This is a genomic window from Acinetobacter sp. yr461 (genome assembly GCF_900110445.1).
Taxonomy (GTDB): Bacteria; Pseudomonadota; Gammaproteobacteria; order Pseudomonadales; family Moraxellaceae; genus Acinetobacter; species Acinetobacter calcoaceticus.
Genome location: NZ_FODU01000001.1, coordinates 65,095 through 77,556 on the forward strand (window position 1 = coordinate 65,095; position 12,462 = coordinate 77,556).

Annotated in this window: 13 protein-coding genes; all 13 read left to right on the forward strand. The window is 36.9% G+C overall.

Going from position 1 to position 12,462, the window contains the following annotated elements:
- Positions 1 to 630 precede the first annotated feature (630 nt).
- The 13 genes from BMW38_RS00360 (at position 631) to BMW38_RS00425 (ending at position 12,449) form a co-directional block, all read left to right on the forward strand.
- Positions 631 to 1,185 (forward strand): TetR/AcrR family transcriptional regulator, encoded by a 555-nt coding sequence (locus tag BMW38_RS00360; RefSeq protein ID WP_092705387.1) that lies wholly within the window; start codon positions 631 to 633, stop codon positions 1,183 to 1,185.
- A 309-nt stretch (positions 1,186 to 1,494) separates the two neighbouring features.
- Positions 1,495 to 2,661, forward strand: a complete 1,167-nt coding sequence (locus BMW38_RS00365) for a carbohydrate porin (RefSeq protein WP_092705388.1) — start codon at positions 1,495 to 1,497, stop codon at positions 2,659 to 2,661.
- A gap of 12 nt (positions 2,662 to 2,673) precedes the next feature.
- Entirely contained in the window at positions 2,674 to 3,969 is a 1,296-nt protein-coding gene (locus BMW38_RS00370; RefSeq protein ID WP_092705389.1) for a serine hydrolase domain-containing protein, read from the forward strand.
- 283 nt (positions 3,970 to 4,252) lie between these two features.
- Positions 4,253 to 4,957: a hypothetical protein gene (locus BMW38_RS00380; protein ID WP_092705391.1), complete on the forward strand. Its 705-nt coding sequence runs from the start codon at positions 4,253 to 4,255 to the stop codon at positions 4,955 to 4,957.
- Between the two features lie 141 nt (positions 4,958 to 5,098).
- Entirely contained in the window at positions 5,099 to 5,416 is a 318-nt protein-coding gene (locus tag BMW38_RS00385; protein ID WP_213031071.1) for a hypothetical protein, read from the forward strand.
- Between the two features lie 186 nt (positions 5,417 to 5,602).
- Positions 5,603 to 5,797, forward strand: coding sequence for a hypothetical protein (locus BMW38_RS00390; protein WP_092705392.1), 195 nt, complete (start codon positions 5,603 to 5,605; stop codon positions 5,795 to 5,797).
- A gap of 252 nt (positions 5,798 to 6,049) precedes the next feature.
- Positions 6,050 to 6,508, forward strand: coding sequence for a hypothetical protein (locus BMW38_RS00395; RefSeq protein ID WP_092705393.1), 459 nt, complete (start codon positions 6,050 to 6,052; stop codon positions 6,506 to 6,508).
- A 311-nt stretch (positions 6,509 to 6,819) separates the two neighbouring features.
- Positions 6,820 to 7,164 carry a hypothetical protein gene (locus BMW38_RS00400; RefSeq protein WP_017389288.1) on the forward strand — a complete coding sequence of 115 codons (345 nt, stop codon included), beginning with the start codon at positions 6,820 to 6,822 and terminating at the stop codon, positions 7,162 to 7,164.
- Between the two features lie 124 nt (positions 7,165 to 7,288).
- Positions 7,289 to 8,233 carry a DUF4424 family protein gene (locus BMW38_RS00405; RefSeq protein WP_092705394.1) on the forward strand — a complete coding sequence of 315 codons (945 nt, stop codon included), beginning with the start codon at positions 7,289 to 7,291 and terminating at the stop codon, positions 8,231 to 8,233.
- A gap of 95 nt (positions 8,234 to 8,328) precedes the next feature.
- A complete protein-coding gene (gene mumR / locus BMW38_RS00410) occupies positions 8,329 to 9,240 on the forward strand; it encodes a LysR family transcriptional regulator MumR (RefSeq protein ID WP_092705395.1) in 912 nt (303 codons plus the stop codon).
- Positions 9,241 to 9,578: 338 nt separating this feature from the next.
- Positions 9,579 to 10,832 carry an NRAMP family divalent metal transporter gene (locus BMW38_RS00415; RefSeq protein ID WP_003650999.1) on the forward strand — a complete coding sequence of 418 codons (1,254 nt, stop codon included), beginning with the start codon at positions 9,579 to 9,581 and terminating at the stop codon, positions 10,830 to 10,832.
- A gap of 34 nt (positions 10,833 to 10,866) precedes the next feature.
- Entirely contained in the window at positions 10,867 to 11,631 is a 765-nt protein-coding gene (locus BMW38_RS00420) for a LamB/YcsF family protein (protein ID WP_000496072.1), read from the forward strand.
- 11 nt (positions 11,632 to 11,642) lie between these two features.
- The gene (locus BMW38_RS00425; RefSeq protein ID WP_092705396.1) at positions 11,643 to 12,449 is read left to right on the forward strand and encodes a putative hydro-lyase; all 807 of its coding nucleotides are present in this window, start codon (positions 11,643 to 11,645) and stop codon (positions 12,447 to 12,449) included.
- Positions 12,450 to 12,462 lie beyond the last annotated feature (13 nt).

The following is a 12,462-nucleotide window of genomic DNA, read 5'->3' on the forward strand; positions in this document are numbered from 1 at the left end:
AGGTTTTATCAATTTATTTGAAATTCTTAAAGCAGAAATAATAGCTATTTGCTTTTATACGCATGTTTTATAAACCCCAATTTAACAATAAATTTTAATTATTTATCCTTACTTTTTAATGATCTATTTTAATACGATTGTCATTTCGTGTGCTTGACTGAAAGAGGGTTGAATACTATTCTTTGCCTGCTGGCCTACATCGCCAGTCGGTTTTAGCAGACCGCATCAAACGTACATTAGAAGTTTCGCGCTTCTAGTGTTGAGCCCTCGTGCCCCCTCTATGGTGGAACGGAGGGGGACACCTTCGGGTGTGCTGGCCACGTTTGACCAGTCTGCTAACCCCTTTCGTTCTGCCACCATAATTTTAATGTCTGGCAGAACTCCAAATAAAAAGGAGTTGGCTTTGCACATTCATCATTTTTTGGCAGCTATTGCCAAAAGTTATAACGACACAACTTAAAATTTTTAAAGCAGTTTGATCGCCGTTAGGCTTATCAGACTTTAAATCATTACGTCTAAAACTTAGCAACAATAAAACTTGAGATGTGCCAAGCACAGTCTTTATGGCTTTGCTATGCCTTTTTTATCTCATTTATATACAACAAGAATTTATTTTAAAACGGTAAAACTATGCCACATTCAGATCTTCCATTTCGTGCTTTAAACGTGCTTCACACTTCAAGATTTCTCTTTAATAAATATGGCTTTCATAACGTCGGGGTCGACCGAATTATCGAGTCGGCAAAAATTCCCAAAGCGACTTTTTATAATTACTTTCACTCAAAAGAAAGGCTGATTGAAATGAGCCTAACCTTTCAAAAAGATGGACTTAAACAAGAAGTAATTTCAATCATCTATGTTCAAAAAGACTTAACGTTACTTGAAAAACTGCGCAAGATTTACTTTTTACATGCCGACTTAGATGGGCTTTACCATTTGCCGTTTAAAGCCATTTTTGAAATTTCGAAAACACATCCAAAGGCATATCAGACCGTAATTGATTATCGGAACTGGCTGATTAATGAAATCTATAATTTGCTTTTAACCACCAACACAAATGCTTCAAAACAAGATGCTCACATGTTTTTGTTTGTGATTGATGGAGCAATGGTTCAGCTTTTAGACCCTAATAAACCAGATGAAAGAGAGCGGTTGCTTGAGTACTTCTTGGTGGGGGTTGGGTAATTTTTTAATAGCGTCCGCATTTAAAGATGATATGTCATTTTTAGACAAGGTTGATGTCATTAGTGCACAAGTCAGGTCAATATAAATATGTTGAAATCAGATTTATCAAATGGGGCTGTAATAAATAATTAAGCTCCAAATTATCTAAATTTATTAAATATAATTTATTGATTTGTAGTGAGGGAGATTTAAAAGCTATCAGGATTAATAAATATTAAATTGAGCTAAAAATAATCATTATGCCTAGTTTTTAATTATAAAAATATAAAACTAGGAAAGTGATTAATTATATTTAAAGGAAAGGATTCTATGTATATATCTAAACAAGGATGTATAGGTACACTCGTGCTTTTATATAGTATGAGTGCAAATGCAGAAGTTAGTCTAAAAGATAATTTTAAGTTCACAGCTAATTTTATTGATTTAGCGATGTATAGCCAAGAAAGTGCTGTAGATGACAATTTTACTAATTCAGCAGGTTTGTTTTTAAATACTGAAATTAAATTGGCGAATGAAAGTCAGGATTTTGGGGTTTTAAAAGCACAATATGTATTTAATGGTTTAAATGATGATGCACAGCTAAATACCTCAAACAATTGGTTTGGAGGCGTAGGAAGTTATGTCGGTGGAGCAATTGCTGCCAATGATTTGGCTTCATCCCAACTCAGTTTGCTGACTTGGGATAAGTATTGGAGTGATAAGAAACTATACACTTCCGTTGGGCGTACCAACCTAAGACGGTATTTCCTCTATAACAATTGTCAAAATATCCTGTTATGTACTGACCCGATTAAAGGGGCAATGGGTTCATTACCGACTAACTATGCGTATTGGGGCGGCTATGCCAAATATAATTTATCAGACCATATCTATATGCATGCAGGAGTTTTTGAAGTCAACACAGATGATTATGTCTATAAGAAAAAAGGATTAGATTTCTCATTTCATCACCAACTAGGTTACAGCCAAGTGTATGGTGTGGGATATAAAGATAAAAATAGTAAAGCAGAGTTGTTATATTTTTATAATAATTCTGAATATCGTAATGCATATACTCAAGAAAAATATAATGGTACAGATGGTTTGAATTTTAGATTTAATCATGATTTTAATAATCAGAATATTCCAACTGTATTTGGTGCTTACTCATATATTGATGAGAAAAACCAGCCTTATAAAAATTATTGGGAACTCGGGTTAAGCTACAAAATAAATCAAGGAAAAAATCATTTAGGCGTGAAGTTCGGTCAGTCTCAACTCAATGATGACTATGTTTTAATAACAGAAAAAATTAATGGTAATAATAATAAAACAACCTCTTTTCTTTCTTTAGATACCGATATTAATTACAAACGTCTGACTCTAAGCCCATTCGTACAATACATCTGGAATCCAGATAACTACTACCGTTCTACAGGAAAAACCTTCAACAGCAATGTGATTGTCGGTTTAGTTACTCAAATTAAGCTCTACTAAGGGAAAAAAGAGATGAAGATTACAAAAATTAGCTTACTGTTCACGAGTCTATTCGTCAGTAGTGTCGCTTGCGCTGAATATAGCTGTCAGCAGTTGGAACTAAAGGATTGTCCAACGACCGTAGATAAAAAATTACCTGACCCACATGATATGTTGACATGGACACAACAACAAAGGGTGGTTGGTTTTAGAAATACATTCCGTAGTTATGATGGCAGTGTTTTTCACCCTGATAAGAAAAACATACTTGCGCTACCAAAGCTAAAGAACAGCATTAAAAATAAGGATATCCATTACTCGGTAGATGGGAAAAACTATAATTTAAATGATTATTTAAAAAGTCAAAGTGTTGCAGGTCTGATTGTATTAAAAGATGGCAAAATTGCTTATGAATATTATGGACAAGGCAATAATGAGACGACTCTATGGACTTCTCGTTCAGTGGCAAAGTCTATTGTGGCAACGCTCATAGGTGTTGCTATTCAACAAGGTAAAATCAAATCGATAGATGATCCAATCATTCAATATTTACCTGATTTGAAAGGAACGGCTTGGGAGAAAGTATCCTTAAAACAGCTTTTACAACACACATCAGGCGTTGAATGGAATGAAAACTATAAAGATCCAAATTCAGATTTTGCAAAAATGACCTATTGTGAGGCAGCTAACGATCCAGATGCTTGTGTCTATAAAAATGTAAAAAACCTGAAAGCGAAATATGAACCGGGAACGGTATGGTCATATAGCACAGGTGGGGCATATCTGGTGGGTAAAGTCTTAGAAGCTGCAACACATGAGAATATTGCTAAATACCTAGAAGATAACGTCTGGAAACGGGTAGGCATGGAGCGAGAAGGTGTTTGGCAGTCTTATACCCGCAATCAAGTTGATATGGGGGGCCATGGGTTTAATGCAACTTTACGTGATTATGCGCGTTTCGGACAATTTATATTGAATGACGGACGTGTTTCTAATGGAGACAAGATGTTACCTGATGGTTGGACAGCCCAAGCGACTAAATGGAATCAAGCGAAAGGCTCTGTCTCAGAAAACTACCCAAAAGGCATATATGGTTTTCAATGGTGGAACTCACATGCTAAAAAAGGTTCGCCATTAACGACTCAAAATTCTGATGAAACTTTCTGGGGACTGGGTATTTTTGGGCAGATGTTAGCCATTAACCCTAAAGACAAGATTGTCATGATGCAGTGGAGTACATGGGAAACTGCAATGCCATCCGCTGAGCTTGATAATGAAAAAAGTTTATTTTTTAATGCGGTAACTCAGCATCTTACTGAGCAAAAATAAGCAGTTTTTATAGCTTAGCTTGTCACGAAATTTTAACTTGATATTTAACAAAGGTAATTTTAGAATCCGCCCAACTAATTTTTAGGAGCTTCAATGTGAGTGCTTGCTCGAGTGACAGTAGTCGATCGGTAATAGTCTAAGTATCCACTGAAGTCCTGACAGACCTCTTTTTGTGGATGCAAGAAGAGGTCTTTTATTTTTATCTTTTCATTTCTATTATTAGCCCATGATTTAATCATGACGGGTTGCAGTATTCGCATATGCTCCATAACTTATGGGAGTGATGCCAATGGTATTTATTTTAAAGAAACGCTCACTTATTTTTGGTTTCTGCTTCTTGGCTTTATCTAACGCTAGCCATAGTGGAAGACCTATGGTTGTTGACGATGCAGCTCTTGTTTCGCCAAAAAACTGTCAACTCGAAACATGGATGCAGCATAATCCTGACAACAAAGAATATTGGGCAATGCCTGCTTGTAATTTTGGTGGTAATTTTGAATTTGCTGTAGGGCTGGGAAGAGTAAGCGAGGATACTGAGCATGTCAGCTATACAACCTTACAAGGTAAAACCTTATTAAAGCCTTTAGAAACCAATAATTGGGGAGTTGGTTTTTCTTTTGGCACTCAAATGAATACTAAAGATTCTTCAAAGAAAGATTGGACTGTCAATGTTCCATTAAGTGTTTCTACTTTCGATGATAAATTTTTAATCCATGCCAATATGGGTTGGTTACGCGAAAATACCACGCATAAAAACCAGACCACGTGGGGAATTGGAACCGAAACACAACTTACTCATCCTTTAACGCTCACTGCCGAAGTATATGGCAACGACCGAAATGAATCCTTTTACCAAACAGGTTTTAGATACATGGTCTATAAGGACTTTGCTCAATTCAATGCAAGTTATGGCAATCAAATCTCTCATCACGATAATGCATTTTTCTCTGTCGGATTTGTATTCCTAACAAAACCATTTTTACTTTGATGATTTAGAAATATCTGAATCTATCAATAAATCTGACAGATTCTAACTTTTGATATCAGATAAATACATTTATCCTAATTGGACTTGAGCACAAATTCTTGAAGTGTTCCTCTTTTAGTTAGATTTTTAGGTATTTAAAAAATGAATAAAATGCACGTAACTTTAGCGGTAATTATCGGCTTAATTGTTGGTGGAGTAATCGGCGCTCTAGGTTACTCTAAAACTGTTGCACGTTATGACGCCATGACCACAGCATGTGTAATGGTCAATCAAGCGGTTGAACATGGGATCTTGAAACCTGAACAAGTGAAAGAGTTAGGTGAGTTAACAGGTCAAAGCCTTAAAAAAGATTATGAATCTGTTGCATCCAAATTCAAATTCTCTGAAAAGCAATTAGGTAACGCATCAGAAGGCTCTAATTGTAGTCAGTTTATTGTTGGTGTGAATGCCGCAAAATAATGAGTAGGAAGCCCGCAGCGTGTGGGCTTTTTTATGAAGCCTTTTATTAGAATTTATCAAGAGAAGAAACAAGATCAGCTGAACATATTATCTACAAACTGCTATAATAATTTTCATCACAAAATCTAACTTAAGCTTGCTCCAAGAGCAGGCTTTTTGTATGCGCAAATAAACCTCCTAGGAAATATGAAGCGATATCTAAAACAAATTAAATCAACCACTTCTCATTGGACAACAGAGCAAGACTGTTTCTTGATAGAAAATAATTCTCTCCCAATTCATGAACTCATAGAACATTTGCCTTTTTCTGAAGAAGAAATAAGAGTACGTAGAGCTGTTTTGGGTTTAGTGCGTAGAGATAAACAGATGAGGACATATTAATTTTACCATTTGGTAAAAAATAATATGAAAGTAAATGTTTCTAATTATCTCTATTCAACCATTCATTTTGTGGATGAGTTATCAAAACCATAATTTTTTTAGGTGTTTTTTTGGTGTGATTTACATAAGGCACTAATTACTTACAAACCACACCAATAAGATTACCTTTACTTACACTTCTTTGAGCATAATCAAAGTCATAAAAGATTCTTAGATCAGCACTTTATAACAATAGTACGGAGAGAGAGGTTAATGCCAAAGTATCTAGCTGTAGCCGAAAAGGTTTATAAAAATATTAAAAAAGATAGCTTATTCACTGATGACATTACTCAGAATCTTAACTGTTTAATTAGTCAGATTCGAAAAGCAATCAAGGGAACTGAGTTTAAGCTCAAGTTCAACTATATAGATTTTGAAGAGAACTTAACCAAACCTTTAAGTGAATGCAAAGTTCAAATTGACTTGAGTGTCATGCCAAAATTTGCAAATGAAGGAGAGTATCTTCTTTGGTTAGCTGGTTTTATAGAGCGAATTACGGAAGGTGGAAAACCTAAATTGCCGCCAATTTCACAATTTCTTCCGCCAGGCTTTAAGATGTCGAAAGATGCATTTCCTGTATCTGTAGCTCCTCAAAAAGAAGAGCATGCAGACATGATTATCAATTATTTTAAATCTGAGGATTTTAGTAAAAACAATAAAACTCCTTCATAAAAGAATATAGAAGTGACGTCCACCATACTTCTATATACTGCTGGTTTAACTTCAGCGACCGCCTTCTGGGGCGGTTTTTTTTGTCTTAAATCTGCTCATAACTAACTTTTAAACTTGTCTAAACTCAGATTTTAAAAAACATTAAATGTATGTAAATGTTCAGCTATGCAGTGTTTTTATATAAATAACAAAAACTTAGTTGTATTGTGTGGTAAATAGAAATATACATTTTTCACATAAGCAACGTGTCAAGTAACGCAATTAAACATTTAGCTGTTCATAATCTTTAAAAAAAGGGGAATATAAATAATATGAACGAAAATGCCGAGTTAATAAAATACATAGACGTTGCTGAAAATGTATATGAACGTATCTATGAAAATAATCAAGTTTCAAATAACTTGATTGTTAACCTTAATCGAATTATGGCGGAAATCAAAAAGCAGGCCGAAGAAAAAGATCTCAAATTAAAGTACAACTCTATCGACTTTGAATATTGCTTGAGTTTGCCTTTGGCAGATAGAGATATAAAAATTGATTTAAGTTTGATTCCTCATTTTGAACATCGTGATGAATGCATTTTATGGCTAACCAATTTTATTGGAAAAATTAGTGTGCAAAAAAAGATGATGAGGCAAAAACTAAATTATCATTAAAAGGAATTAGATTGTGAATGTATCAACGAACTGTCTTTAGACGGTTTTTTGTGGGTGAAATATATAATATGATTTACCTTAGCTTGATATTCCATAATTAGAAAATGACATAGAGCACTTTAAAATGAAAAAGCTTGTAATGACTTTTGCTGTATTGATTCAACTATCGACCTATAGCATAGCTAATGATTCTACGGGCTATGTCGGTACGGGTGGGATTCAATATCTCAAAAATTCGCAGATTGCCATGCAAAGCGAAGATCTATTTATTAGTAAAAAACTAATTAAAGTCGATTACCTCTATAAAAACCTAAGCAATAAAGATGTCACTGAAACCATTTTATTTCCCTTACCGCGTATTGATAATTTCTTTGAGTCTGATTTTGCCCATACAGAAGAACTTTTAAAAAGTTTTAAGATCGTGGTGGATGGTAAAAATATAAAACCGGAAATGCATGTCAGAACGTTTATTCAAAAAGATGAAAAATCACCTCTGATTGATGCCACGGATGAGTTTAAGCAATGCGGTTTTAGTGAAAAAGACATGCTCAACCCATGGGTTCGAGACAACTATGATTATGAATATTATGTAGATAAGCTAAAACAATGTAAGAAGCCGAACATACAAAAAATCTTAGCCAATTTTAAAAAAGATGATGTCATCCCGTGGTCATCTCAAGTGATCTATAGTTGGAAGCAAACCTTTAAAGCCAATGGTTTGACTAAAATTCACCATGAATATAAACCCTTGGTGGGTGGCTCTGTTGCTTTATACCCGGATGAATACAACCAGCAATTTTGTATGGACAAACAATTTAAGCAGGGCTTAAAAAAAGCCAGCGCCCAAAACTCCCCGTTTAGTGCTTTGGGCTATATTTTGACAACTGGTGCAAATTGGGCAAAGCCAATTGAAAACTTTAAGTTAACCATTGAGCGTGATAAAGACGAACTAGTTTCATTTTGCTGGGATGGTCAAGTTAAAAAGATTAGTCCAACTCAATTTCAGATGACTAAAACCAAGTTTGTTCCTAAAAAGGATCTAGATATTATTTTTGTGAGAGTGAAATAAGCCGAACTCAAATAAAAATAAATAAATGGCTAGCCTAATCATGTTAAGAAATTCCATACTATAAAAGTAGAGGGATTTCTAATGTGGGATATAACGTGAATTTAAAGAATCTGGAAGCTTTTTATTGGGTTGTGACTTTAAATAGCTTCAATAAGGCTGCAACTAAATTGCAAACAACCCAACCTGCGATATCTCAAAAAATCACATCTCTTGAAAATGAATTAGGTTTTAAAGTTTTAGACCGAAGTTTGCGAAAATTTAAACTGACTCACAAAGGCATCACACTATTTAAATATGCTGAAAAGTTTATGCGGTTGGAAACCGACCTTGTCGCAGAGCTTACCGAAAACCAGCACCTGACGGGAACAATTCGTTTAGGTGTTTCCGAAACAATCGTTTATACGTGGTTGGTCGAATACATCGAAAAAGTTCAACAAGAGTTCCCAAAAGTTTCAGTCGAAATTGTGGTCGATCTAACACCTAATTTACAAGAAGGCGTTCGGACAGGGGACTTGGACATGGCCTTTTTGCTTGGGCCAACATTGGCTTTTGAATGTATTGAACAGGCATTGTGTGACTTTGAGCTGAGTTTCTTGGCTTCACCTTCCTTTAAAGGCTGTGTAGCTCAAATGTCTTTTAAAGCTCTTATGTCTCATACCATTTTAACTTACCCAAAAATTACCTATCCCTATAAAGAATTAAAAGCCAGAATGAAAGAGCAAGGCATTGATGAACCACTTTCAATTACCAGTTATTCATTAGCAACTTTATTGCGTTTAGCCGAACAGGGCCTAGGCATTGCAGTCGTACCGACCTTAACGGCGTTAAAAGAAATCACTGATGGTCGACTAGAAATATTAAATACCCCCATTCAGTTAAAGACATTTCATTTTACCTCTATCTATATTCATGGGAATGACGTTGCCTTGAAAGAGAAATTGACAGAGGTCGCCGTTAAAGTATCGACGAGCGCCATGAAAAGTCTCAATGAAAGAATCCAAAAATAAAAAGTTCTCGTTATTTTTCTAGATAAATTTTTTGTTCCAGAATAGCTGTTTGACTGTAAAGCCATAAAAGCAGCTTATGCAGTTCGATAAGTAAAGCTTATCCTGATTTTTTAATAAACATTAAATCTTTTAAAATCATGTATTTGATTTTTTAATTTTATGTAAAAAGTCTTATTGTCCGTAGGGATGAGCTATGTTTTTATTTTAAATACAAGATTTGATCACCGATTGTGTTGATTGGGGAACAGGGAATCTTTGTCATTTAAAAGGATTAAAGAATATTGTTTGGGAAAAATGATGTTCTTGGTTCAACCTGAAAATAGCGTTGTTAAGCTCAAATGGATGAGGAACGCATTAATATGTCTTTACTGAAATCTTCTTTTTTATCAGATCGCCAATGGGCCATAGTTGCCTCGATCTTTATGATGGCGACCTCTGCAATGGGGCCCGGCTTTTTAACCCAAACTGCTGTATTTACAGTGAAGTTAGGTGCGGCATTTGGCTTTGCCATTTTAGTTTCCATTCTGATTGATTATGTGGTTCAACAAAATATTTGGCGAGTGGTAACCCTCACTCAAATGCGTGCATCGGATATTGCCAATAAAGCAATTCCCGGCAGTGGCTACTTACTGGCGTTTCTGGTCATTCTCGGTGGTTTTTTCTTTAGTATTGGTAACATTGCAGGTGCTGCCTTAGGTCTCAATGCGCTTTTTGGCCTCGACACAAAGTGGGGCGGTATTTTAAGTGGTGCTTTAGCTATTTTGATTTTTGCATCAAGAAAAGCAACGCTTGCCATGGATAAAAGCATGATCGTGTTGGGATTGCTTAAAATTCTCCTGATTATTATTGTTGCCGTGATTGTGATGCCTCCTGTGGGTCAAGCTGTACATCAAACCTTTGCTCCAGACCAGATCGACTTTGCCATTATTACCACCATTGTCGGCGGTACAGTCGGTGGTTATATCTGCTATGCCGGTGCACATCGTTTACTCGATAAAGGTGCGGTTGGCCCTGAAAATATTGATGAAGTCGCTAAAGCTGCAACCAAGGGGATTATTGTTGTCGGCATCATGCGCTATGTGCTGTTTTTAGCATTTTTAGGTGTAGTGGTGAGCGGGGCAAATATTGATTTAGCCAGCCATGACGCCAATCCGGCAGCTCAAGCATTCCAATATGCAGCGGGTACATTTGGTTTTAAATTGTTTGGTTTAATTTTCTGGGCAGCCGGTATTAGTAGCACCATTGGCGCAGCATATACTTCAGTGTCGTTCTTTAACGTGTTTAAAAAGAACTTAACACCAAAACAAAACAACTATACGACCATTACTTTTATCGCATTGGCTTTATTACTCTATGTGTTATTGGGCGCAACCCCAGCAGGTCTACTCATTTTTGTGGGTGGTTTTAACGGTTTAGTGTTGCCAATTGGTCTTACAATTTTTGTGTATGTTGCTGCGTGCCGTAAAGATTTAATGGGTAATTATAACTATCCAAAATGGTTGCTTATTTTGGGTGGGTTAACATGTCTGTTGACGTGGTGGATGGGTTATATGTCATTTACGACAGTGTTTAACTATTTGACCAAGCTTTAAGCCAGACTTTGTTAAGTGATAAAGGAATAATGCCATGTTTGTAGATTTAAATAGTGATTTGGGTGAGAGCTTTGGCTCATGGAAAATGGGTAATGATGATCAGATTTTACCTGTCGTGACCAGTGCTAACATTGCTTGTGGTTTCCATGCTGGCGACCCGCTCGGCATTTTAAAAACGGTTCGTAAAGCCGTTGAACTTGGCGTGACGATCGGTGCGCATGTTTCTTATCCAGACTTAGTTGGTTTTGGCCGCCGTAATATGGATTTGTCGCGTGATGAACTGATTGCTGATGTGCTTTATCAAATTTCTGCACTCGATGGTTTGGCTAAAGTGGCAGGCTCAAAAGTGCAATATGTTAAACCACACGGTGCACTCTACAACACCATTGCCCATGACCAAGCTCAGGCAGCAGCCGTCATTGATGCGATTAAAATGTATAACCCTGAATTGGTTTTAGTCGCTTTGGCAGGTTCAAATTTGGTAGAGCAGGCGCGTGCGGCTGGTTTAAAAGTCGTGTCTGAGGCATTTGCAGACCGCGCATATAACAGCGATGGTTCACTGGTGTCTCGTCGTCTAGAAGGAGCGGTTTTACATGACTCGGCATTTGTTGCTAGTCGTGTGGTTTCAATGCTTAAAAACGGTGGAGTTGAGTCAATTGATGGTGTCTTTACCCCAATTCAAGCCGATACCATTTGCTTACATGGTGACACCGACGGTGCGTTAGAGATGTCGGCAGCCATTAAAGCCGAGCTTGTAAAAAACAATATTGAAATCCGCCCGTTTGTAAATAAAGCATAAGGAAGAGCGCAATGTATAAGGATATTAAAGTCGACCCAGCTCAACTTGAAGCCGCTTTAGAAGCGCGTTTAAAAATTCGTGTTGGTTTTGATAAACCAACGGCAGGCATGGGCGCGGGCATGACACAGGTCAACATGATTTCGGTGCCAAAAGAGTGGGCTTACGATTTTCTGTTATACGCACATCGCAACCCTCAAAGTTGTCCAGTGCTTGATGTGCTCGAAGAAGGCATCTATGCAACTAAGCTTGCGGAAGACTCAGACATCCGAACCGATTTTCCACGTTATCGCGTTTGGAAAGATGGCGAAATGGTCGATGAAGTGACTGATGCAAGCGAGATTTATAATGCCCATCCAGATTTAGTCACGTTCTTAATTGGTTGCAGTTTTTCATTTGAAACGGCTTTGCAAGAAGCGGGTATTGAAGTTCGCCATATTCATGATGACACCAATGTACCGATGTATCTGAGCAATATTCAGTGCCAGCCAGCAGGCCGTATTTCAGGAAACATGGTGGTTTCAATGCGACCAATTCCATCTCATCAAATTAGTGAAGCTGTGAAAATTACCGCGCGTATGCCAAGTGTACATGGTGCGCCTGTACATATTGGGCACCCTGAAAGCTTAGGAATTTTGGACGTAAACAAACCTGACTTTGGTGATGCTTCTCGCATAGAAGCGGGTGAAATTCCAGTGTTTTGGGCTTGCGGTGTAACGCCTCAAGCGGCAGTCATGAACTCAAAAATTCCTTTTGCCATTAGTCATGCACCGGGCTACATGTTTATTACCGACATTCCTGACCGCGCTTGGATTGGCTAATTGGACTAAAGAA

Coding starts and splice junctions, on each gene's coding strand:
- BMW38_RS00360 (WP_092705387.1), top strand. CDS start 631: ATGCCACATTCAGATCTTCCATTTCGTGCTTTAAACGTGCTTCACACT.
- BMW38_RS00365 (WP_092705388.1), top strand. CDS start 1,495: ATGTATATATCTAAACAAGGATGTATAGGTACACTCGTGCTTTTATAT.
- BMW38_RS00370 (WP_092705389.1), top strand. CDS start 2,674: ATGAAGATTACAAAAATTAGCTTACTGTTCACGAGTCTATTCGTCAGT.
- BMW38_RS00380 (WP_092705391.1), top strand. CDS start 4,253: ATGCCAATGGTATTTATTTTAAAGAAACGCTCACTTATTTTTGGTTTC.
- BMW38_RS00385 (WP_213031071.1), top strand. CDS start 5,099: ATGAATAAAATGCACGTAACTTTAGCGGTAATTATCGGCTTAATTGTT.
- BMW38_RS00390 (WP_092705392.1), top strand. CDS start 5,603: ATGAAGCGATATCTAAAACAAATTAAATCAACCACTTCTCATTGGACA.
- BMW38_RS00395 (WP_092705393.1), top strand. CDS start 6,050: ATGCCAAAGTATCTAGCTGTAGCCGAAAAGGTTTATAAAAATATTAAA.
- BMW38_RS00400 (WP_017389288.1), top strand. CDS start 6,820: ATGAACGAAAATGCCGAGTTAATAAAATACATAGACGTTGCTGAAAAT.
- BMW38_RS00405 (WP_092705394.1), top strand. CDS start 7,289: ATGAAAAAGCTTGTAATGACTTTTGCTGTATTGATTCAACTATCGACC.
- BMW38_RS00415 (WP_003650999.1), top strand. CDS start 9,579: ATGGATGAGGAACGCATTAATATGTCTTTACTGAAATCTTCTTTTTTA.
- BMW38_RS00420 (WP_000496072.1), top strand. CDS start 10,867: ATGTTTGTAGATTTAAATAGTGATTTGGGTGAGAGCTTTGGCTCATGG.
- BMW38_RS00425 (WP_092705396.1), top strand. CDS start 11,643: ATGTATAAGGATATTAAAGTCGACCCAGCTCAACTTGAAGCCGCTTTA.